This is a genomic window from Janthinobacterium sp. HH102 (assembly GCF_001758625.2).
Lineage (GTDB): Bacteria > Pseudomonadota > Gammaproteobacteria > Burkholderiales > Burkholderiaceae_D > Janthinobacterium.
Genome location: NZ_CP062062.1, coordinates 964,546 through 987,508 on the forward strand (window position 1 = coordinate 964,546; position 22,963 = coordinate 987,508).

The window sequence follows — 22,963 nt, forward strand, 5'->3', positions numbered from 1 at the left end:
TAGCCCCGACCTTCCATCACGAGCACCGCCATGAGTACCGATTTTCCCGACTTTTCCGACGAATCCGCCGAGCAGGACAATGACGCCCCGATCCAGGAGCCGCGCCTGTGGGTAGGCAATGGCTGGACGGCGCGCGTGATCAAGAACGAGGAAGATGAAGGCTGGGCCGTGGCCATGATCAAGGATGGCGAACCGGAGCCGGCCCTCGTGGGCCCGTGGACCATGGGCCGCGACAAGAAAAACCCGAAGCCGCTCGACGTCAACGCCTTCAACACCCTGGTCAAGACGGCGTCCGAGGTGCTGCGCCGCCACGAGCAGCAGCTGCATGCGCAACTGCACAAGAACCTGTTCGTCGCCACCGACGAGGGGCAGATCAAGGTGATGTTCGACATCGTGCCCGACGAAGACCACCCGTACGCGGAACTGAGCGCCTACGACGCCGACGGCGAACAGATCGCCAAGGTGCGCACCTCGGCCGCGTTCAAGTTCAACGCCACGTCCGCCGCGAACTGGATCGAAGGCGGCTACCGCCGGCCCTAAGCTGCATATTGTTGGCGCTGGTGCTGGTGTCGGATGACGCTCCTTCGGAGCTAATCCGACCTGCGTCCGCGGAACCGACGCATGGCCAGGTAGGTCGGATCAGGTTTGCAAGGCCGTCATCCGACGTTACCGCCAGCGTCAATAATGTGTCGGATGACGCTCCTTCGGAGCTAATCCGACCTGCGTCCGCGGAACCGACGCATGGCCAGGTAGGTCGGATCAGGCCTGAAAGGCCGTCATCCGACGTTACCGCCAGCGTCAATAATGTGTCGGATGACGCTCCTTCGGAGCTAATCTGACCTACGTCCGCGGAATCGACGCATGGCCAGGTGGGTCGGATCAGGCCTGCAAGGCCGTCATCCGACGTCACCAGCAGCGTCAACAATGTGTCGGATGACGCGCTTGCGACCTCGGCGGCCCCCGCTAATCCGACCTGCCTCTTACGGCATACACCAGCCGGTACAACAGCGGCAGCACCAGCAGCGTCAATGCCGTCGACGATAAAATGCCGCCGATCACCACGGTGGCCAGCGGACGCTGCACTTCGGCGCCCGTGCCCGTGGCAATGGCCATCGGCACGAAACCGAGCGACGCCACCAACGCCGTCATCAAGACGGGCCGCAAACGCGTGATGGCCCCCTCGCGTATCGCATCCTGCAAGGGCATGCCCTGTTCGCGCAGCTGGCGGATGTAGGCGATCATCACCAGGCCGTTCAGCACGGCCACGCCGGACAGGGCGATGAAGCCGACTGCGGCCGAAATCGACATGGGAATGTCGCGCAGCCACAGGGCGACGATGCCGCCCGTCAAGGCGAACGGGATGCCGCTGAAGACCAATAGTCCATCCTTCACGTTGCCGAACATGGCGAACAGCAACACAAACACGAGGGCCAAGGCTACGGGCACGACCAGTTCCAGGCGTTTCGTGGCCGATTGCAGCTGCTCGAACTGGCCGCCCCAGCTGGTCCAGTAGCCTGCCGGAATGGCCACCTGCGATTGCAGCTGCTGCGTGGCGTCCGCAACAAACGAGCCGATATCGCGCCCGCGCACGTTGGCGCTGATGACGATGCGGCGCTTGCCGTCTTCGCGGCTGATCTGGTTCGGCCCCGGCGCCACTTGCAGGCTGGCCACTTCACCGAGCGGGATGAAGCGGGCACGGCCTTCCGCCGCCGCGCCCAGGGGCAGGGCGATGGGCAGGCGTTTGAGTTGCTCCAGGTCGCTGCGCAGGCTGTCGGGCAGGCGCACGACGATGTCGAAGCGGCGGTCGCCCTGGAACAGGGTACCCGCCTCTTGCCCGCCGATGGCCGTGGCGATCGCCGCTTGCACGTCGGCAATATTGAGGCCATAGCGGGCCGTCTGCTCGCGGTCGATCTGCACCGTCAGCATGGGCAGCCCCGTCGTCTGCTCGACTTTTACCTCTGTTGCGCCGGGAATCTTGCCCAGCACGCCGGCGATCTTCGCCGCCGTGCTGTCGAGGACAAGCATGTCGTCGCCGAACAGTTTCACGGCCACGTCGCTGCGCACGCCGGAAATCAGTTCATTGAAGCGTAGCTGGATCGGTTGTGAAAACTCATAGTTATTGCCCGGCAAGCTCGTGGCCGTCGCTTCGATTTCAGCCAGCAATTGCTCGCGCGACTTCTTCGGTTCTGGCCATGCGTCGCGGGGTTTCAGCATGATGTAGCCATCGGAAATATTCGGCGGCATGGGGTCGGAGGCGATCTCGGCCGTTCCCGTGCGGGCGAACACGCGCGCGATTTCCTTGTGGTTTGCCATCAGCTTGCTTTCCAGCTGCTGCTGCATGGCCAGCGATTGCGTCAAGCTGGTGCCGGGGATGCGCAGGGCCTGGATGGCGATGTCGCCCTCGTTCAGGCTGGGCACGAATTCGCTGCCCATGCGCGTGGCCAGCAAGCCGGACAGCACGACGGCTACCGCCGCGCCCGTCAACACGACGGGCGTGTTGCGCATCACCTGGTCCAGCAGCGGCGCATACCAGCGCTTGGCGGCGCGCATGATGGCGTTTTCCTTCTCCGCCACCTTGTCGCCGATAAACAGCGCGACGGCGGCGGGAATGAAGGTGATCGACAGCAGCATGGCGCCGAGCAGGGCGATGACCACCGTCAGGGCCATCGGCGTAAACATGCGGCCCTCCACGCCCGTCAGCGCGAAGATGGGCAGGTACACGACCATGATGATCAGCTGACCATACAGCAAGGGGCGGCGCGCTTCTTGCGATGCCGCAAACACTTCATGAAAACGCTCCTGCAAGGTCAGCGGCCGTCCCAGTTTCTGCTGCGCATGGGCCAGGCGGCGCACGCAGTTTTCCACGATCACCACGGCGCCATCGATGATGATGCCGAAATCGAGCGCCCCCAGACTCATCAGGTTGGCGCTCACATGGTATTGCACCATGCCCGTAAACGTGAACAGCATGGCCAGCGGAATCACCATGGCCGTGATGACGGCCGCACGGATATTGCCGAGGAACAAAAACAGGATGGCGATCACCAGCACGGCGCCTTCGAGCAGGTTTTTCTTCACCGTATTGATGGCCTTGTCGACCAGCACCGTGCGGTCATACACGGTGACGGCGTGCACGCCTTTCGGCAGGCTGCGGTTGATCTCGATCATCTTTTTATCGACGGCTTGCGACACGGCGCGGCTGTTCTGCCCGATCAGCATGAAGACGGTGCCGAGCACCACTTCGCGGCCGTTTTCCGTGGCCGCGCCCGTGCGCAGCTCGCGCCCCAGCACCACGTCGGCCACGTCGCGGATGCGGATGGCCACGCCCTGCACATTGGCGACGACGATGTTGCCGATGTCATCCTTGGACGCCACCTGGCCCGGCGCGCGTATCAGCAACTGCTCGCCCTGCCGTTCGATGTAGCCGGCGCCCACGTTGCTGTTGTTGCGCTCGAGCGCCGTCACCACGTCTTGCAGGCTGATGCCGTAGGCGGCCAGTTTTTCCGGATACGGCGCCACCTGGTATTGCTTGGCGTAGCCGCCGATGGCGTTGATTTCCGTGACACCCGTGACATTGCGCAACTGCGGCTTGATGATCCAGTCCTGGATTTCGCGCAAGTCCGTCGGCGTGTAGGGCGTGCCGTCCGGCTTTTTCGCGCCGCTTTCCGTTTCCACCGTCCACAAATAGATTTCACCGAGGCCCGTGGAGACGGGCCCCATCTTCGGCGTGATGCCGGCCGGTAAGCTTTCCTTCGCTTCCTGCAAGCGCTCGTTGATCATCTGGCGGGCAAAATAGATGTCCGTGCCATCCTTGAAGATCACGGTCACCTGCGACAGGCCATAGCGCGACAGCGAGCGCGTCTGTTCCAGGTTCGGCAAGCCGGCCATGGCCGTCTCGATGGGGAACGTCACGCGCTGTTCGGTTTCCAGCGGCGAATAGCCGGCGGACTGGGTATTGATTTGCACCTGCACGTTGGTGATGTCGGGCACGGCGTCGATGGGCAGCTTTTGATAGCTGTAGATGCCCAGGCCGGCCATCGCGGCCACGGCCAGCATCACCAGCCAGCGCTGGTCGATGGCGAAGCGGATCAAGCGTTCAAACATGATGGTTTCCTTAGCTTTGACGTGATCAATGTTCGTGGCCGGCAGAATCTTTGCCCAGCTCGGACTTCAGGACAAAACTGCCTTGCGCCGCGTACGGCGTGCCGGCGGCCAGGCCCTGCTTGATGTGCGTCAGATTGCCATCGCTGCGGCCCAGCACCACGGGCGTGGCCTGGTAGCCGTCCTTGATCTGCACGAAGACGACGGGCTTGTCTTCCACCGTCTGGATGGCCGTGCTCTGCACGGTGACGGGCGCGTCCGCTTCACCGGACACCACTTCCACCGTGACGAACAGGCCCGGGCGCCAGGCCATGTCCGGGTTCTGCAAGCTGATGCGTGCCTTGGCCGTGCGCGTCTGCTCGCCCAGCAGTGCGCCCACGTAGGTGATCGTGCCTTGCGCGCTGGCATCGAAAGCGCTGGCTTTCACCTCCGCCTTGCCTCCCATGCGCACGGTGGCCAGGTCTTTCGCCGGCACGGCGATTTCCGCCCACACGGTCGACAGGTCGGAAATAACGAAGATGTTCGCGTCTTCCTTGACGGCTTCGCCCAGGGTGATGTGTTTTTCCAGCACCATGCCGTCGAACGGCGCGCGGATCTCGTAGCGGTTCAGCGGCCCTTTGCTGGCCCCGGTCCCGGCGCCGCTGGCGCCCAGCGCGCTGAGTTTTTGCTGCGCATTCTGCACGGCGATTTCCGCCTCGCGCCACGCCTGCTGCGCCTGCAGGTAATCCTGTTCGGCCGAAATTTTCTCGCGCCACAGTTTTTCTTCGCGCTCGTATGTAGAGCGGGCCAGGGAGAGCCGCCGCTGCGCCGACAGCAGCGCGCTGCGCTGTTCCGACAGTTCCGTGCTGGCGATGACGGCCAGCACTTGCCCCTTTTTCACCAGCTGGCCCAGGTCCGCCTGCACGGCTTCCACCACGCCGGCCAGACGGGGCACGACGTGGGCCGTGCGGTCTTCATTGAAACGGATTTCGCCGGGCAGGGCGACCGTCGTCTTGATGCGGCCGGGCGCGGCCGTGGCGATGACGACGCCGGCTGCCTTGCTTTGCGCCGCCGTCAATTCCAGCCTGCCTTCCACCTCTTCGTGGCCGTGTTCGTCTTTCTTTTCAGCGTGGGCTTCCGCCTTGGCGGCGGCGGGCGGCGCGGTCCTGGAATTGCCCGTGCCCAGGATGAGGATGGCCAGCACGATGCCGGCGGCCGCGATGGAGGCGATGGCGATCGCCTGCTTTTTGTTCAGTGTGATGTTCATGGAAGGTATTCCTTACAGGGGAGCTGGTGTGCCCAGCAGGCGCTCGATCTCGGCGGCGGCGTGCTGCGCTTCCGTCAGCGCGCGCAGGTATTGGTTTTTGGCTTGCAGCAAGGTGCGCTGGGCATCGAGCACGTCGAGGAAGGCGAACTTGCCGAACTCAAAGCCCTTGCTGGCCGCGTCGTAGGCGCTTTGCGCGCCGGGCAAGATATCCAGGCGCAAGCTTTCCACGTCGAGCCGGGCCGTGGCCAGGCGTTCGCTGGCGGCGGCCACGTCCGTCTGCACGGCGATGCGGGCGGCGGCCAGCTCGTCGCTGGCCTTGTCGCTGCGGCGCAAGGCGTCGAGCTTGTTGCCGGCATTGCGGTCGAACAACGGCAGCGGCAAGGCCAGGCCGATGATGGCCTGGTTGCGGCCCAGTTCTTCCGAGCGCTTCATGCCGATGCTGAGCGTGACGTCGGGCGTGGCGCGACGCTGTTCCACGTCCAGCATGGCTTGCCGTTGCGCCAGTGCGCTGCGCGCCTGGCGCACGGCCGGCGCCTGCTCCAGCCGTGCCGCCAGTTCGCTGCGTGGCGGCAGCTCGGGCAAGGTTTCCAGCCGGCCCTCGGCTACGCTAAAGCGGGGCGCGGCATTGCCCCACAGGGCGGCCAGGCGCTTGCGGGCGCTGGTCAGCGTGCTGCGGGCCAGGTTCAGTTCCAGCCGCACGCTCGCTTCGGCAACCCTGGCGCGGGTTTCCTCGACAGGGGAGGCCTTGCCGGCCGTCACCCGGCGCGCCGTGATGTCGCTGGCGCGCGCGGCCAGGGCTTGCGCGCTGTCGGCCAGGCGCAAGCCTTCCTGCGCCGCCAGCACGTCGACAAAGGCGGTGGTCACTAGCGCGCGCGTGTCGGCTTGCTGCAGTGACAGGCCGGCCTGCGCCAGTTCCTGGCCCTGCTGCGCGACGGCGGCGCGCGCACCCCGCTTGCCGCCCAGTTCTATGAGCTGGTTCAGTTGCACGGTGGTGCTGCGCGCGCCGCGCCGCGTGTCTTCCAGCACGGTTTGCAGTTCCGGGTTGGGCAGGGCGCGCGCCTGCTGCAGGGCGCCGCCCTGGGCCGCCAGTTCATGGCGGGCGGCCGACAGGGTGGCGTTGCCGTCTTCGGCCAGCAGCAGCGCGGCGGGCAGGGTCAGGGGACCGGCGGGTTCCGCAGGTGTTTGCGCGTGCGCAAAGTTGCCGGCCAGTAGGCCAGCGGAAAGTAACAAGATGATTTGGTACATCGAATTCTCCAGGGAATGGAAAAAGAATTCGACGGGACGCGCAGGCTGGCGCCTGCTTTAGTCAGGCCCGCATATTGCGATCAGTGAAAGAAACGTCCCGTCGGCCTAGATGGCCGACGACCAGTCAGGGCGCTTGGGAGCGTCCGGGATGTGGGAAGCGTAAAAGAAGGGGGACGTGTCCGCGTTGACGGACGCCATGTCGCCGACGGGCAGGCTGGAGCCGGCCGGCAGCCATGCGTGGCCGATGCCATGGCAGACATTGCAATCGCTGTGCGGCTGGCCTTTTTTCTGCTGCTCAGCTTTATCGCCGGCGGGTTTTTTGTCCGCATCGGCCTTGTGCTGGTGGCTGTGGTGGCCCAGGTGCTGCGCCGCCTTGCCTTCCTCGTGCAGGCAATACGCGCTCGCCGCGGCCCAGGACATCTGGAGCGGAAGCACGAACAGCAGCAAAATGAGGAAGAATCGTCGCATGGTGACGCCTATTGTACAGAAAGTAGCGCTTAGCGTGGCTGGGCGCGCCACGCCTTCAGCTGCGCGGCGATGGCCTTGCCCTGGAATAGCTGCGGCTCGGAATGCTCTTCCGCCTCCATGCCGCCTTCGAGGAAATCGGCCGCCTCGCGCGCCTGCACCAGCACCTTGGCCTTGTCGAAGGCCTCGGCAAAGCCGGCGCTCTTGGGCAAGGCTTCCTTGAAATACGCTTCGCTGAAGTAAGTAAAATCGTTCTGGTCGTCGCAGCCGAACGAGGTGCGGTCGCTGCGCGCGGCCGTGATGATGAGGGTGTTGTCATCTCTCAAAGGCGCAATGAAGCCGCCCGCGTAGCAGGCCGAGATCACGATGACTTTCCAGCGGATGCCGCTGTGCTTGAGCATGCCCGCCAGCTCTTGCGCGGGCAGGCTGTGCAAGTCCATGCCGTTTTGCGCCAGCGCCAGTTCGTGCTCGGGCGAGCCGTGGCTGGTGAGGAATAAAAACAGGATGTCGTTGGCCTTGTCCATCTTCGCGCCCAGGGCGTCGAGGCTGGCGGCGATGCTGGTGCGCGTGGCCATCGGCTGCTGCGCCACCGTGTTGCGGCTATTGACGAGCATCAAGGAGCGGCCCACGGTGCCGTAATCGCGGTCGAACTGGCGCTGCACGAAGGCTGTTTCGCGGTGAAACACTTCCTGCGCGCCATCGCCGGCCACGCCCAGCAGGTACAGATTGATCTTTTTCGCCGCATCGCGCGGCGCGATCCGGGCCAGGGCGCCGTCGAGCAGGCTGCGCTGGTTGTACAGGGCCAGCTCGATATTGTCGCGCGTGAGCTTGTCTGCGGCCGGGTCGTCCAGCTGGCCTTCCGTCCAGTTGCCGCTGTCTTCGCGCCGGCCGTCCGCCTGCGCCACGGCATAGCGCAGCACGCCCTTGCCGTCGAACTGGCCATTCTTGAAGCCGCCCCGGTATTCGTCGCCGTCGGCCGTGCGCAGCACGCCTTCGCCCTCGAATTTCCAGTCTTTCAGCTCGCCTTCATAATGGATGCCGTCGCTGGTGGTGACCTTCGCCTTGCCCTGCACCTGGCCCTGGACGAATTCGCCTTCGAAGACGGTGCCGTCCGTGTCGGTCAGCTTGCCGGCGCCGTGCGGGCGCCAGTGCTTGAAATGGCCCTCGAAGGTGGCGCCGTCGGCGCCCTGGAAGCGGCCTTGCCCCTCGAAGCTGCCGTTGACGAAGCTGCCCGCATAGATTTCGCCCTTGGGCGAGGTGTAGCGGCCGATGCCGTCGAAGGCGCCCTGGCGGAAGGCGCCCGTGTATTCGACGCCGGACGCCTGGCGCAGCTTGCCCTGGCCGGAAAACACGCCGCGCGCGAAGCCCCCTTCGTAAAACGCGCCGCTCGCGTATTCGAGCCGGCCCTGGCCGTGCATCTTGCCCGCGACGAGGGGACCGAAATAGCGTCCGCCATCGGCCGTTTCCGCCGCCGGCGCCTTGGCTGGCGCGGCGCACAATGGCGGCATGCCCAGCGCGGCAAAGGCCAGCAGGCCGGCGAGGGTGTAGGGGCGAAGCGAGGCGCGTAGCGTGGCAGTCATGAGGACGGTCTGGTCTGTAGGAAGGGGCCTAGTCTGCCACTGTATCGGCCAGGTGGCAAATGCGCGCGTGGCGAGTGTTGCTATCGCTCAAGGCAAGATTCTGCGTTTTATGCCGTGCCAAGGCTGGGCTGAACTGATAATATTGATTTTCAGAACATATACTTGCACAAGGTACATAGTCACCCATGGAAAGCCGTCTCAGCCGCCTGGAAGCCGTTCAAACCGTGTTGCTGGAAATCGGGCAGCGCTCGAGCACCTGCAGCGATATCAGCGAATTCCTGCAGGCGGTGCATGCGGCGCTGGGGCGCATCATGTATGCGGCGAACTTTTACGTGGCGCTCAGCGACCGCGACGACGGCCTCGTGCGCTTCCCGTATTTTGTCGACGAATTCGACGCCGCGCCCGATCCGGACGAGGGTGTGCGCCTGGCCAGCGCCGCGCAGTCGCCCACGGCATGGGTCATCGTCAACCGCAAGCAGCTGGTGATGACGGCCGACGACGACGCCATGCGCGCCATCGGCGGCGGCGCCTGGGGCGGCGGCACGGCGGCCGAGCACTGGATAGGCTGCCCGCTGCTGGACCAGCAGCACCAGGTGCTCGGCGCCATCGTCATCCAGAGCTACGACGCCCAGCACCGCTTCAGCCTGGAAGACCAGGCCCTGTTCGCGCTGATCGCCACGCACGTGTCGAGCGCCCTGCAAGGCATGCAAAGCATGGACCGGCTGGAAAAGGCGGTGCAGGAGCGCACGGCCCTGCTGGCGCACGAGGTGGCCGAGCGCCGGCGCGCGGAAAATCTGCAGCACGCGCTGTATGAAATTGCCAACCTGTCGGCGCAGGCGGCCGACGCGACGACCCTGTATGCGCGCCTGCACGCCATCATCAGCGAACTGGTGACGGCAAAGAATTTCCTCATCGCCCTGTACCACCCGGACAACAAGGACATCACGATCCCGTATTTCGTCGACGAGAAAGATGCGCAGGCGCCCGTAAAACGCTTTCATTACGGCATCGGCATGAGTTCCTATGTGCTGGCGCGCCGGCAGGCGTGCCTGCTGGATGCGGACAGCTATGCGGCGCTGGTGGCCAGCGGCGAGATGGACGAGCCGCTGGGCAATGTGGGCATCGCCAGCTGGATGGGCGCGCCCATGCTGCTGGGCGAGAGAAAGTATGGCGTGATCATCGTGCAAAGCTACGACGAATCCGTCGTGTATGGGCAGGCGGAACTGGACGTGCTGGCCTTCATGGCCAGCCATGTGGCCGTGGCGATGGCCCGCATCCAGGCCGACAGCGCCATGCGCCAGGCCAAGGAAGCGCTGGAAGAGCAGAATGCGGCCCTGAACAGCGCCTTGAGCGCCTTGCAGGAAGCGCAGTCGGAACTGGTGCGCCAGGAAAAGCTGGCATCCCTGGGACGCCTGGTGGCGGGCGTGGCGCATGAAATCAATACGCCGCTGGGCATCTGCGTGACGGCCACCAGCCACCTGGTGCAGGAATTGAAGCTCACGCGCGAAGACCTGGACGGCGGCCAGCTCGATGAAGACGGCTTGCGGCAATTTTTCGACATCATCGACCAGACCCTGCGCATCATGACGACCAACACGCAGCGCGCCGCGGCGCTGGTGCGCAGCTTCAAGCAGGTGGCCGTGGACCAGTCCTCGGATGAGCTGCGCAGCTTTAACTTGCGCAAATACCTCGATGAAATCCTGCTGTCCTTGCAACCCAAGCTCAAGGGCAAGCCGGTCAAGGTGGAGATCGATTGCGCGCCCGAGGTGCAACTGCGCAGCTATCCGGGCGCCGTCTCGCAGATCGTCACGAACATGGTGGTCAATTCACTGGTGCACGGCTTTGCGGAAGGCGAGCCGGGCAGGATCAAGATCAGTGCCAGGACGGCCGGCGACATGCTGGAACTCGACTACAGCGACGACGGCATGGGCATGGACAGCGCCACCCTGGGCCAGTTGTTCGACCCCTTCTTCACGACCAAGCGGGGCTCGGGCGGCAGCGGCCTCGGTGCGCACATCCTGTACAACCTGGTGACGGGGCCGCTGGGCGGGACGGTGAAGGTGGTCAGTGCGCCGGGGATGGGGTTGCATTACAAGATACGCTTTCCGCTGGAGCCACGTAGGTCGGATTAGCGGCAAGGCCGCGTAATCCGACGCCGGCGGCTAGGCTAAAAACGGCGGGCCGGAGACGCGGGCCTGAGAAAATGCCGATGGCGGCGTTGCGGCTACTTGCCGTACATGCGTACTGTCTGCGTCGCCGCGCCTTGCCCTCGACATTTTTTAGGCTCGCTTGGCCCGGAATACCTGTGTTGGGGGCTTGGGCCGACGCGTGGTTTGTTGGTGTGCGTATCGGGTAATCCGACAACACCGTTGGCGTGGCCGGTGGTGGTGTCGGATTACGGCCTGCGGCCTAATCCGACCTACGTCAGCTTTTTATCGGGGAAGCGTTAGTTCAAGGCATGCCACGTAGGTCGGATTAGCGGCAAGGCCGCGTAATCCGACACCACCGCCAGCTTTTAATCAGGGAAACGTTGATTCAGCGCCAGGGCCTCGTCCAGGTTCGCAATCAGCAACTCCACATACTGCGGGTCCAAATGGCTGCCGCTCACTTCGCGCAGGTAGCTGACCACGCGTTCCAATGGCCAGGCATCCTTGTAGCAGCGCTTGTGCATGAGGGCGTCGAAGACGTCGGCGACGGCGGCGATGCGCGCGTATTTGTGGATGTTTTCGCCCACCAGGCCTTGCGGGTAGCCGCTGCCGTCGAATTTTTCATGGTGCTGGTGGGCGATCACGGCGGCCGCCTTCAAGAGCGGGCGCTGCGAGCCGTCGAGGATGGACATGCCCACCGTCGGATGCTGCTTCATGATTTCCCACTCGGCCGCGTCGAGCTTGCCAGGTTTCAGCAGCACGGCATCGGGCGTGGAAATCTTGCCGATGTCGTGCATGGGCGCCGCGTGGCGCAGCACCATGGTTTCCTCTTCCGACATGCCGGAGGCCTGCGCCAGCAGCTGGCACACTTCGGCCATGCGGCGCACGTGGTTGCCGCCTTCGTGCGAGCGCGATTCGACCACGTCGCCCAGGCGCAGGATCAGCTCGGCCTGGGTGTCGGTGATTTCCTGCGTCAGCAGGATGTTGTCGAAAGCGATCGCCACGCCGGAACAAAATACTTCCAGCAATTGCGCGTCGAGGTCGGAAATCTCTTCCACGCCCTTGAGCACCAGCAGGGAGGCCTTGCCGCTGCTGTTGGGGAAATAGCCGACATAGGTGTCGCCATGCAGGCGCGAAATTTTATTGCTCTTGGCGTCGTCCAGCTGCGACAGCAGGGACGGGCTGAGGATGCCGCCATCGGCTTCATGGTCGCCGATCTGCGCGAGGATTTCATAGTCCTGCTCGCCCGTGATGGCGCTGGCGCCGCGCAGGCGCAGCAGCATGCTCGTTTCCAGGCGCAGCAGGGCGACGACTTGCTGCAGCAGGCCGCTGGCGAAGTCGCGCAGGTTGCGCTGTTTGAAAATGTGCGCCGAGCCGGCGATGACGCGCTCGAGGCCTTCGCGGTAGTGCAGCTGGGCCTGGCGCGCCTCTTCCACCTTCATGATGTCGCGGTAGGCGCGCAGGGCGGCAAAGGTGGTGGTAAACAGCTTGGTGCGGTCGAGCTCGGTTTTTTCCTTGTAGTCGTTGATGTCGTAGTTGACGATCACCCGTTCTTCCGGCGCCTGTCCCGGCTGCCCCGTGCGCAGCACGATGCGCGTAAACTGGTTGCCCAGGTCTTCGCGCATCCAGCGCGCCACCTCCAGGCCGCTGTCTTCGCGTTCCATCACCACGTCGAGGAAGACGAGCGCGATGCCTTCTTCGCGCGCCAGCACCTGCTTGGCCTCGGCGCCGCTGTACGCATGCACAAAGCTCAGGGCGCGGCCCTCGAGACGGAAACGGCTCAGCGTGAGTTCGGTGATGTCGTGGATGTCGGGTTCATCATCGACGAGCAGGACTTTCCAGGGAGGTAACTTGGGCGATGCAGATGACAAAAATGACATAAGGGCGAGTTCCGCTAAAAGGCATAACTGACGCAATGCTGAGACGCCCGCGCCAGGAATTCCTGTGCGCCATGACCGGCGTTGCGCGTTTTTCGGGCGCATTCTGTCGATTGTAGACCGACCGCTAAGTATTAACAATAAGCAAGAACAATTGACTAAAATCATGCAACACACGTGCTAAAAAAGCACTTTAAATCCATGCTGTCTACACTATCTATACTTTATCGCTTAGGCAACTATATTTTCAAGACAATACTTTGTTTTAATTAATATTGCTAATGAATCTGCAAAAAAATACGGCGTCTTTCCTTCTTGGCGAAAAACCGGAAAAGTAACAAGGTATGAATTACGCGCCAGAAGGGACTGGAGCGCGCTATATTGGACAGGCATAAGAAGTGGCTCCATGCCACTCACATTTCCTGAAAGGGTACATCATGCAAAAGCAAACGACGCGCGCCCTGATCGCCGGCCTGGCCTTGCTGGCCAGCAGCGCGGCCTGGGCAGGAACTGAAGTGCGGTTCAGCAAACCGGATCAATACACGGACGTTCCGTTCAACCCGCAGGACCGTGACGAGGTATTGAAGGAACTGAGCCGGCATTTCGAGAAACTGGGCGCCTCGCTGCCGCCCGGGCAAACCTTGAAAATCGACGTCACGGACGTGGACCTGGCGGGACGTGAAAATCCATCGCTGCGTGCCGGCCAGGATATCCGCGTCATGAACGGCCGGGTCGACTGGCCGCGCATGCGCCTGCACTATGTGCTGGAACAGGATGGCAAGGTCATCAGCAGCGGCGATGCTGCCCTGTCCGACATGTCGTACCTGACCCGTCTCAATCCTTACTTCAGCAATGAAAAGTTGCGCTATGAAAAGTTGATGATCGATGACTGGTATGCCGATACCTTTGGCATCAAGGTAAAGCGCCACGCGCGCAAGTAAGCGGCCCGGTCAGCCGCGTGGCGCCACGCGAAACGTATTGCGCTACGGAAATGTTCACTTCAGGCTATAGTCAGGCAGGGTAGGCAGAGGCCGGCATGGAGCTGCCGCCGGGCCGTGAACTTTCTGGAGGGAAGGCATATGCGTATTTCCACGATGGCGAAAACATGGATAGCCGCCTTGGCGCTGGCTGCGGGCAGCAGTGCCTGGGCGGGCGTCCAGGTGACGTTCGAAAAACCCGACGACTATTCTGACGTGCCGTTCAGCTCGCGCGACAGGGAGCAGGTGCTGGCGGGCCTGGCGGATCACTTCAGCTGGTTGGGCAAGAGCTTGCCCCCCGGTCAGGACCTCAGGATCGAAATCACCGATGTCGACCTGGCGGGACGCGAAGACCCGGCCCGCCGCGGCGCCTTCGATGTGCGCGTGATGACGGGCCGTGCTGACTGGCCGCGCCTGCGCTTGCGCTATACGCTCGAGCAGCATGGCAAAGTCATTGCCAGCGGCAACGCTTATCTGTCGGATATGTCCTATTTGCAACATATCAACCGTTATTCCAGCAACGATGCCTTGCGCTATGAAAAGCGCATGATCGACGAGTGGTTCAAGAATACCTTCGGCGTCAAGCCCCAGGGCCGCAGCAGTCCCGTCCTGACCTTGCAGCCGCGCGCCGTTCAGCGCAGGTAATCAACGCAAATAAGCGTCTTCGATGTGCGCCAGCTGGCCGTTCTGCCGCATGGCAAGCAGGGCGGCATTCATTTTCTCGATGAAATCGGTCTTGTAGGAAGGCGTGTTGCGCGCGCTGTAGGCGATGTAGGTGGCTTCGGACGACAGTTCCAGCACTTCGCGCAAGTGAAAACCGTAGCCGGCCAGTTCGCCTTGCAGCCGGCGCGCCGTATGGCGTGCCGCGCCGCGGTCGCTGGCGTAGCAATCGATGCGCCGCAGGGCCAGTTTCTTCAGATTCGCCTCATTGCCCTTGGCCGCATCCAGGCGCAGCAGCCCCTGGCGGGCGGGCGCCATTAACTTTTCTGACAGTAAAAATCCTGTGTTGACGCCGATGGTCAGGCCCGCAAAGTCGGCCGGGAAGTGCGTGCGCGGCGTGCGCATGACGGCGTCATGGCAAAACAGCACCACCGATTCGCGGTGCAGCATGGCCGAGTACGGCTGCACGTATGGCCGTTCCGTCTTGCGTCCGGGCGGGAACAAGCCGAAAACCTTGCCTTTTTCCAGCGCATCGAGCCCCCGTTTCCAGGGGCGCGGCTGCAGTTCCAGCCGGTACCCGGGCATCCGGCTGGCCGCCTGGCGCAGGATATCGATGTACATGCCCTTGAAAGCGCCGTTTTCCACATAGCTGTACGGCGCATAGTCATCGTCGCCGTACAGGATCACGGTTTGCGGCGCGGCCAGGGCGGGCGGCAACATGCCCAACAGGGCCAGGGCCAGGCAGAGTCTTGCCGTGATTGCTGATTGCATGCCGCTCCAGATTTAATGTCTTCCTGATAAGCATACAGCATGGCGGCATGACGGCCCGTTTAATCGATCCTTCAATCGATCCAGTTCACCAGTGGAAACTTGCTTGCGAACTCTTCCGCCATGGGCACGACCTGGCTGCGCTTGTAGTTGAAGAAGACAAAGCCGGACTTGGCCATCGCGATCAGGGTGTTGTCGCGCGGACGCGTGATGCGGAAGGTGATGTCGCCGCCATACTTGTTGAAATCCATGACGCCCACTTCGAACAGCAGCTGGTCGCGCGCATGGGCTTCGGCGCGGTAGGTGGTGGCCAGGTCGGTGACGATGATGCCGGTGCCGTCCGCTTCGATGTCGCGCACGCCATATTCGAACAGGAAGCGGGCGCGCGCCTCGGAAATCATGGAAATCATGGAATCGTTGCCGAGATGGTTGCCGGCGTTGATGTCCGTCGTGCGTACCGTCAGTTGCGAGGAATAGCAGTACTGGTCTTCGGGGAATTCAAGTTTCAAACGGGCCATGGTGTTCTCTTGGGCTGGTGCGCAGGGCGCGGCGAAAAAATCCAATTCTAGCCGGTTCGCCGTGCCCCGTCGAAAAACACCGCCTCAGGCGTGCGCTGCCATGACTGCTTGCGCACGCTGACTGGCCTATGCTTATTTACGGACAATCCGGTACACCTTGCCCGTGCCGCTCAGCATGTACAGCTCGTTTTGCGCATCCTGGCCAAACGACAGGATGTTGCCCACGTTCGTGATGCCCCAGTCCGTCACAGCGGAGGCGGCGCCATTGCTGTAGCTGAAACTTTTCAGCCAGCCGCCGCAGTAGTCGGAATACAGGTATTGTCCCGCCAGTTCCGGCAAGGCCGTGCCCCGGTACACATAGCCGCCCGTGATGGAGCAGTTGCCCGCACTGCCGGTGTCGTATTCGATAACGGGCAATACCAGACCCGCCTGATTGCAACTGGCGCTGTTGTAACAGTGCGCGCCTTCCATGATGTTCCAGCCATAGTTGTTGCCCGCCTGGCCCACGGGACGCACATCGACTTCCTCCCAGTTGGCCTGGCCCACGTCGGCGATGTACAGCAGCTGGGCCGGCACGTCGAAGGCGTAGCGCCACGGATTGCGCAAGCCGTAGGCCCAGATTTCTCCGCGCCCGCCCGCCGTGCCGGTAAATGGGTTGCCGGGCGGAATGGCGTAAGGCTGGCCTACCGTGCTGGCGTTGACATCCAGGCGCAGCAGCTTGCCCAGCAGCACATTCGTGTTTTGCGCATTGCGGGGCGGGTCGCCGCCACCGCCGCCGTCGCCCGTGCCCGCATACAGATAGCCTTCCGGCCCAAAACTGAGCAAGCCGCCATAGTGGTTGCTGAACGTGGGGTGGGCAATCGTGAGGATGGTCAGCGCGGACAGGGGATCGGCCACGTTGGCGTTGCCGGCCGACACTTGCCTGCGCTCGATGACGATATCGCCGGCCAGGTTGGTGTAGTAGATGAAAAAATAGCCATTGCTGGCGTACTGCGGATGGAAGGCCATCGACAGCAAGCCCCGTTCGCCGCTGGTGGTGGTGAGCGTGCTGATGTCGAGGAAGGGCGTGGCCAGCAGGTTGCCGTTCTGCACCACGCGGATGCGGCCGGGACGCTCCACGATGAAAAGGCGGCTGTCGCCGGGCGGCGCCGTGAGGAAGAGGGGGGAGCTCAAGCCGCTGGCCACTTCCTGCAGGCGCAGGGCCAGCGGCGCGGCCGCCGCATACAGGACGCTGGCGCTGGCCGTGGTGCCCGCATTGACTTGCACCTGTTGCGTGACGGGCGTGGGCGCCAGGCTTCCCGTGCCTTGCGCCACGCTGGTGGCATTGATGGTGTAGGCGCCGGGCGCCAGGCTGGTGAGCGTGGTGGTGGCCGTCAATGTCTTGCTGTACGACGCAGGCCCCGTGACCGTGACGGCGCCCGCCACGCCGGCCGGCAAGCCGCCGATGGTGACGGTCAGATCGCCCGTGGTCGCGCCGGGCACAGGGTGGTGATGGCCGCCGCCACAGGCGGCCAGCAGGGCCAGGCAGCATGCCAGCAGCAGGGCCAGCCAGGGGCGGGCAGAGCGGTGAAGGAAAGGGCGCATGTCAGTCTCCTGCGGGAACGCGGCAATGGCTGCTCGATCGGTGCTGGGCTTGTGCCAAGAATGCGCGTCTGTAGGGCGGGAAGATTGAGCTGGCACAAACGTGCGGCGCCATCGGACAAATGCGCCGCGTTTTCAGACAAGCGCGGGGTCCCTTGCGCCGCCCCGCTCACCGGCGTCCGATAATGGCGCATCTGAAACCGAGCAGGAAGACACCCCATGAAAACCAAAGCCGCGATTGCCTGGAAGGCGGGTGCCCCGCTGACCATCGAAGAAGTCGACCTGGCCGGCCCGCGCGCCGGCGAAGTACTGGTCGAGCTGAAAGCCACGGGCATTTGCCATACCGATTACTACACCTTGTCCGGCGCCGATCCGGAAGGCATCTTCCCTGCCATTCTCGGCCATGAAGGCGCCGGCGTCGTCGTCGACGTGGGCCCGGGCGTGACGACCCTGAAAAAGGACGACCACGTCATTCCCCTGTACACGCCGGAATGCCGCCAGTGCAAATTCTGCCTGTCGCAAAAGACGAATCTGTGCCAGGCCATCCGTTCGACCCAGGGCCGCGGCCTGATGCCGGACGCCACCAGCCGCTTTTCGCTGAATGGCCAGCCGCTGTTCCATTACATGGGCACGTCCACCTTTTCCAATTACATCGTCGTGCCGGAAATCGCTCTCGCAAAAATCCGCGAAGACGCGCCGTTCGACAAGGTCTGCTACATCGGCTGCGGCGTGACGACGGGCGTGGGCGCCGTGCTGTTCTCGGCCAAGGTCGAGGCGGGCGCTAACGTGGCCGTGTTCGGCCTGGGCGGCATCGGCCTGAACGTGATCCAGGCGGCGAAGATGGTCGGCGCCGATAAAATCATCGGCGTGGACATCAACCCGGCGCGCCAGGCCATCGCGCGCAAGTTCGGCATGACGCATTTCATCAACCCGAACGAAGTGGACAACGTGGTCGACGCCATCGTGCAACTGACGGACGGCGGCGCCGATTATTCGTTCGAATGCGTGGGCAACACGACCCTGATGCGCCAGGCGCTCGAGTGCACGCACAAGGGCTGGGGCAAATCGTTCATCATCGGCGTGGCGGCGGCCGGGCAGGAAATTTCCACGCGTCCGTTCCAGCTGGTGACGGGGCGCGAATGGCGCGGTTCCGCCTTCGGCGGCGCACGCGGCCGCACGGACGTGCCGAAGATCGTCGACTGGTATATGGAAGGCAAGCTCAACATTGACGACCTGATCACGCACCGCTTGCCGCTCGAACGCATCAACGAAGGCTTCGACCTGATGAAGAGCGGCGAATCGATCCGTTCCGTCGTGTTGTACTAATCGTATCGGATGTCCTCATTGCGCAACACTTGACGGACGGGGTTGGGCGGCAGGCTGTACTTCGCTGCCTGCCCCTGCTAGTGTGAAGACATCATGTCTTGCTTTGGGAGCCGTCCATGTTTGCCACTGCCTATCTCGCGACCTTGCGCCGCATGCTGCCCGTCTTCCTCGGCGCGGCCCTGTCTTCCCTGCTGGCCTTGTGGTGGAGCAATGTCGCCATCCTCGCCACGCCCGCCATCTGGCTGGCGCTGCTGGCCACCTATCTGCTGTGTGCGCTGATGTTCACGCCGCTGGCCCGGCAAAGCCGCCAAGTGGCCACGCGCCACGTGCGTCACGGCAAGCCGCGCTGACCTTCGTTGCGCCTAGCGCGCCGTGCTGGAAAAGCGCTCGCGGTAGTCGCGCGGCGTGATGGCGAGTTTCTTTTGAAACAGGCGCCGCAGCCTGTCCTCGCTGTGCAGACCCGCCTGCACGGCCACCTGTTTTAAGGAAGACACATTGTCTTCCAGTAAGCGGCGCGCCACTTCGAAGCGCGCCGTGTCGATGAATTCCGTGGGACTGGTGCCCGTTTCGCGCTGGAAGACGCGCGTAAAATTGCGCTCGCTCATGGCCAGCCTGGCTGCCAGCAGCGGCACCGTGAGCTCGTCGGCAAGATGCTCCATGATCCAGCCCTGCAACTGGCGGATGGTGGGATGCGTCGTCATCTGGCTCGACAGGTGGACGGAAAACTGCGACTGGCCGCCGGGCCGCTTCAGATACACGACCAGGTCGCGCGCCACTTCGAGCGCGATATCGCGGCTGAAATCGTCTTCCACCAGGGCCAGCGCCAGGTCGATGCCGGCCGTCACGCCGGCCGACGTCCAGAATTTCCCTTCCCGCACGAAAATCGCATCGGCATTGACCTGTATCTGGGGGTAGCGCTGGCGCAGGCTGTCCACGGCGCTCCAGTGCGTGGCGGCGCTCTTGCCGTCGAGTACACCGGCCTCGGCCAGGAAGAAGCAGCCCGTGCACAGCGCCGCCAGCGTATCGATGCGGGGCGCCGCCTCGGCCACCCAGGCGGCCAGGGCGGGAATGTCCTGCAAGACTTGCTCAACGTGGTGGCAGCCGACGATGACGGCCAGGTCGGGCAAGCGGTGCGCATCGAGCGCCTTGCTCGCGTGCAGCGACATCAGGGTGTCGGACTCGACGGGGCCGATGGCCGTCGAGGCGATGCGCACGTCGTAGCCACCGGGCAGATTGCGCAGGCGCAAATGCGTGTTGGCGTAGTCAAACACTTTCATGGCGCCGATGGCTTCGAGCGCCTTGAAGCCGGGATAGACGATGATGTCGACGGTGCGCAGGGGAAATTCTTTGGGGCTTTGCTTGATCATGCGATATGCGTGAAGGAGATAAATACTGCCATAATGCAATAACAGCGATGGCGTAGATTAGCATGGAATAATCCGCGCGCCCGCTGGCCCCCCACCCACCGGATTCCTCGATATCGTGCGCTTACTTCACTTTTTTGCCGCCCTGACATTGCTGCTGGGCTCCTCGCTTGCCCACGCGGCCACGCTCAACTTCAATGGCGGCACCGTCAGCGGCTGCAGCCTGAGCACGGACGGCTTGCAATACACGTGCGCCTCGCTGGCGCTGGGCTCCACCGACGTCATCGTCATCGGCAGCGCGTATGGCGTGACGGTCAACAGTTCCCTGGCGATGAGCTACAACCAGGGCTTGACGATGAGCGGCAATGCCGCGCTGACGGTCAAGGGCAATCTCGACATCAAGGACATCAATCCGTCGAACCTGAAAGTGACGGGGGGCAGCTTGAGCGCCGAGGGCGGCACTTTCCTCATGGGCGCGCAGGAACAGACCATTACGGCGAATATTTCCGCCACCACCATCAAGATGGGCTCGAACAACGTCAAGGTGACGGGCAAGATCAGCGCCAAGGGCCCGGTGGAAATCGCTTCGGGTTCCGTCATCAACGGTCCCATCAGCGGCACCGTCGTCAATATCCTGGCCTCCAGTACCCGCATCCAGGGCGATATCACGGCGACCACCTCGCTGACCATCGGTTCCGGCAGCCAGGTGACGGGCAATCTGAAATCGCCGACGATCGACTTGAAGGCATCGGGCCTGCTCGTCACGGGCGACGTGGACGCCAGCAATTCCTTGTCGATCGCTTCCGGCAATGGCATCAAGGGCAATGTGGACGCCGGCGAGGTGACGCTCGACTCGTCCAACGCCTTTATCACGGGCAACGCCAAGGTCGACCACATCACCCTGGGCTGGCAGGGCCGCGTGCAGCAGACGATCACCTGCAAGGCGTACACGCCGTCGAACCCGTGCAGTTGCGTGACGAACAACAGCGGCTGGGCTTTCAATGAGCCGATGGGGCCGAAGTGCGGCCCGGGTACCCAGGCCGGGCCGGATCACTTCCAGATCACGCATCCGCCTTCGGCGCTCAGTTGTGCGCCCGCGCCCGTGACCGTGACGGCCTGCGCCGACGCGGCCTGCAGCACCGTCTACACGGGCGCGGCCCAGGTCACGCTGACGCCGGGCGGCGCCGTGGCACAACTCAACGCGACCCTACCGGCGACAGGCACGGCCGCGTCCAGCGTGGCGCAGACCACGCCGGCCAGCAACGTTCCCTTGGGCCTGAGCAGCACGCCGGCGACGACGGGGGCGCTGGTCTGCAAGAGCAGCGTCGACGGCAGCGTGACCAATTGTCAGATGGCATTTGTCAGCAGCGCGCTGCAGGTGAGCGGCCTCCCCCGTTATTCTGAGGCCGAGGGGCCCATCGCCATTAGCGCGCTGCAGGTGTCGCCGTCGAACCCGCGCGCCTGCGTGCCCTTGTTTGCCAACCAGAACAAGACCTTGCAGTTGCGCTGCAACTACGCCAATCCCGGCACGGGCACCTTGCCCGCGCGCATACAGGACAAGGATGGCACGTATAAACCCCTGGCCGCCAACGCGGGCAGCGCCTGCAGCGCGACCGGTGCGCCCGTGCAACTGGCCTTCGATGCCGACGGCCTGGCCACGCCGAACATGCTGTACGCCGATGCGGGTGCGCTGGGCCTGACGGCCACGTATGCCCCGACCAGCGGCAGCGACAGCGGCCTGACCATGACGGGCAGCGGCAACGTCATCGTGGGACCCCGGCGTTTCGTGTTCAGCGCCATCGCCACGCCGCAGCGGGCGGGCCTGGCAGTGCTGCCCGTGGCGCCGGCCACCCGCATCAGCGTATCGGCCGTGAACGTGGCCGACGCCGTGACGGCCAATTTTGGCAGGGAAACGACGGCGCAGACGGTGCTGCTGAGCAGTAGTCTCGTCGCGCCCACCTTTTCCGGCGCCGCCAACCCCGCAGTCGCGGGCAGCCTGGCTTTTAACAACGGCATCGGCACCGCCAGCAACCTGAGCTGGGCGGAAGCGGGCACCGTCCAATTTACGGCGACGATGGCCACCTACCTCGGGGCCCCGCCGCCCGCCGTCAACGGCGTCATCCCGCCGTTCACCACGGGCGCCAGCAACAGCGTGCAATTCATCCCGCACCACTTCGTCACGGAGGTGCCTGGCACTGAGCCCATGCCTTGCAAGGCGCCATTGTCCTGCGCGGCGGGCAGTTTCATCTATGCGCAGCAGCCGTTCAAGCTGCGCGTCACGGCGCAGAATGCCGCGAACGGGACGACGCTCAACTTCGACGGGCGCGACACGGCCTTGACGACCCAGGTGGCCTTGCGCGCCTACGATGCCGCCACGGGCCTGACGGCCTTTCCGCCGGCGGCGCCGTCGGGCAGCCGGCTGAGCGACGGGACTGCCGCGCAAACGACCGTGACGGGCATCGCGCCGGCCAGCTTCACGGCGGGCGTGGCCAGCAGCCAGATCGCCTACCGCTTTCCCGGCGCATTTGCGGTACCGGCCGGTACGGTCGCGCTGGCGCCGCCGACCGACGTGCTGTTCCGTGCCACCACTACCTATGCCGGCGGCACCGCCGTGACGTCGGCGCCGTCCGATGCCGGCACGGAAGCGAAGCTGACCATACTTACGGGCCGCATCATGGTGCCCCATAGCTACGGTTCCGAGCGCCTGCCGATACGCCTGCCCGTACAGGTGCAATACTGGAATAGCGGCTGGCTGGGCAATGTGTCCGATAGCGTCACGCAGTTCGGGAGTGCCGGGGTCACGCTAGCCAACTGCGGCAAGGGATTTACCTCAGGCGCTGGCGCGTGCAATGGCGTTCTGAAAGTGCAGGGCGGCACCTATGCATTCAAGCAAGGCGCCTTGCCTCCACCCAATGGGCAACTGGTCTTGCTGGCACCCGGCGTGGCGGGTAGCGTCGACGTGTCTGTCAGCGGCTTGCATTACCTGCCCAGCACCTTGGGGCACGTCGTCTTTGGCATCCTCAGATCGGGTCCCGTGATTTACCTGCGCGAGATGTATTGAGCCTGGACCAAGGGCGGGCGCAGACACGGCGAAAAACCAGTAACATG

17 protein-coding genes are annotated in these 22,963 nt (G+C 63.8%); 7 read left to right on the forward strand and 10 right to left on the reverse strand.

The window, feature by feature from the left end; translation table 11 throughout:
* Positions 1-30 precede the first annotated feature (30 nt).
* Positions 31-540: a hypothetical protein gene (locus tag JAB4_RS04390; protein ID WP_070217754.1), complete on the forward strand. Its 510-nt coding sequence runs from the start codon at positions 31-33 to the stop codon at positions 538-540.
* A gap of 423 nt (positions 541-963) precedes the next feature.
* Here JAB4_RS04390 and JAB4_RS04395 read toward each other — a convergent pair whose 3' ends face one another.
* The 5 genes from JAB4_RS04395 to JAB4_RS04415 form a co-directional block, all read right to left on the reverse strand.
* A complete protein-coding gene (locus JAB4_RS04395; protein WP_070217752.1) occupies positions 964-4,104 on the reverse strand; it encodes a CusA/CzcA family heavy metal efflux RND transporter in 3,141 nt (1,046 codons plus the stop codon).
* Between the two features lie 25 nt (positions 4,105-4,129).
* Positions 4,130-5,347: an efflux RND transporter periplasmic adaptor subunit gene (locus tag JAB4_RS04400; RefSeq protein ID WP_070217750.1), complete on the reverse strand. Its 1,218-nt coding sequence runs from the start codon at positions 5,345-5,347 to the stop codon at positions 4,130-4,132.
* A 12-nt stretch (positions 5,348-5,359) separates the two neighbouring features.
* Entirely contained in the window at positions 5,360-6,592 is a 1,233-nt protein-coding gene (locus tag JAB4_RS04405; RefSeq protein ID WP_139143870.1) for a TolC family protein, read from the reverse strand.
* 105 nt (positions 6,593-6,697) lie between these two features.
* Positions 6,698-7,060 carry a cation efflux protein, CzcI family gene (czcI, locus tag JAB4_RS04410; RefSeq protein ID WP_070217748.1) on the reverse strand — a complete coding sequence of 121 codons (363 nt, stop codon included), beginning with the start codon at positions 7,058-7,060 and terminating at the stop codon, positions 6,698-6,700.
* 29 nt (positions 7,061-7,089) lie between these two features.
* A complete protein-coding gene (locus JAB4_RS04415; protein WP_070217746.1) occupies positions 7,090-8,637 on the reverse strand; it encodes a C13 family peptidase in 1,548 nt (515 codons plus the stop codon).
* Positions 8,638-8,822: 185 nt separating this feature from the next.
* Between JAB4_RS04415 and JAB4_RS04420 the strand changes: the two genes are divergently transcribed.
* Positions 8,823-10,769, forward strand: a complete 1,947-nt coding sequence (locus tag JAB4_RS04420) for a GAF domain-containing sensor histidine kinase (protein ID WP_070217744.1) — start codon at positions 8,823-8,825, stop codon at positions 10,767-10,769.
* Positions 10,770-11,152: 383 nt separating this feature from the next.
* Here JAB4_RS04420 and JAB4_RS04425 read toward each other — a convergent pair whose 3' ends face one another.
* Positions 11,153-12,664 carry a DUF3369 domain-containing protein gene (locus tag JAB4_RS04425; protein ID WP_070217742.1) on the reverse strand — a complete coding sequence of 504 codons (1,512 nt, stop codon included), beginning with the start codon at positions 12,662-12,664 and terminating at the stop codon, positions 11,153-11,155.
* Positions 12,665-13,098: 434 nt separating this feature from the next.
* Between JAB4_RS04425 and JAB4_RS04430 the strand changes: the two genes are divergently transcribed.
* Positions 13,099-13,602 carry a DUF3016 domain-containing protein gene (locus JAB4_RS04430; protein WP_070217741.1) on the forward strand — a complete coding sequence of 168 codons (504 nt, stop codon included), beginning with the start codon at positions 13,099-13,101 and terminating at the stop codon, positions 13,600-13,602.
* Positions 13,603-13,740: 138 nt separating this feature from the next.
* Entirely contained in the window at positions 13,741-14,283 is a 543-nt protein-coding gene (locus tag JAB4_RS04435; RefSeq protein WP_070217739.1) for a DUF3016 domain-containing protein, read from the forward strand.
* Here the strand turns inward: JAB4_RS04435 and JAB4_RS04440 are convergent, their stop codons facing one another.
* The 3 genes from JAB4_RS04440 to JAB4_RS04450 form a co-directional block, all read right to left on the reverse strand.
* Positions 14,284-15,069, reverse strand: a complete 786-nt coding sequence (locus tag JAB4_RS04440) for a transporter substrate-binding domain-containing protein (RefSeq protein WP_083287435.1) — start codon at positions 15,067-15,069, stop codon at positions 14,284-14,286.
* A 71-nt stretch (positions 15,070-15,140) separates the two neighbouring features.
* A complete protein-coding gene (locus JAB4_RS04445; protein WP_070217768.1) occupies positions 15,141-15,584 on the reverse strand; it encodes a thioesterase family protein in 444 nt (147 codons plus the stop codon).
* Positions 15,585-15,716: 132 nt separating this feature from the next.
* Positions 15,717-17,168 carry a PQQ-dependent sugar dehydrogenase gene (locus JAB4_RS04450; protein ID WP_070217737.1) on the reverse strand — a complete coding sequence of 484 codons (1,452 nt, stop codon included), beginning with the start codon at positions 17,166-17,168 and terminating at the stop codon, positions 15,717-15,719.
* A 216-nt stretch (positions 17,169-17,384) separates the two neighbouring features.
* Here JAB4_RS04450 and JAB4_RS04455 point away from each other — a divergent pair, with 216 nt between their 5' ends.
* Together JAB4_RS04455 and JAB4_RS04460 are read left to right on the forward strand one after the other, a co-directional pair.
* The gene (locus tag JAB4_RS04455; RefSeq protein ID WP_070217735.1) at positions 17,385-18,491 is read left to right on the forward strand and encodes an S-(hydroxymethyl)glutathione dehydrogenase/class III alcohol dehydrogenase; all 1,107 of its coding nucleotides are present in this window, start codon (positions 17,385-17,387) and stop codon (positions 18,489-18,491) included.
* A 116-nt stretch (positions 18,492-18,607) separates the two neighbouring features.
* Positions 18,608-18,841: a hypothetical protein gene (locus tag JAB4_RS04460; protein ID WP_070217733.1), complete on the forward strand. Its 234-nt coding sequence runs from the start codon at positions 18,608-18,610 to the stop codon at positions 18,839-18,841.
* A 12-nt stretch (positions 18,842-18,853) separates the two neighbouring features.
* On the opposite strand, the gene JAB4_RS04465 is transcribed toward JAB4_RS04460, so the two are convergent.
* A complete protein-coding gene (locus JAB4_RS04465) occupies positions 18,854-19,858 on the reverse strand; it encodes a helix-turn-helix domain-containing protein (RefSeq protein WP_070217731.1) in 1,005 nt (334 codons plus the stop codon).
* A gap of 115 nt (positions 19,859-19,973) precedes the next feature.
* On the opposite strand from JAB4_RS04465, the gene JAB4_RS04470 reads away from it, so the two are divergent.
* Positions 19,974-22,916, forward strand: a complete 2,943-nt coding sequence (locus JAB4_RS04470) for a polymer-forming cytoskeletal protein (protein WP_139143869.1) — start codon at positions 19,974-19,976, stop codon at positions 22,914-22,916.
* Positions 22,917-22,963: the final 47 nt, after the last annotated feature.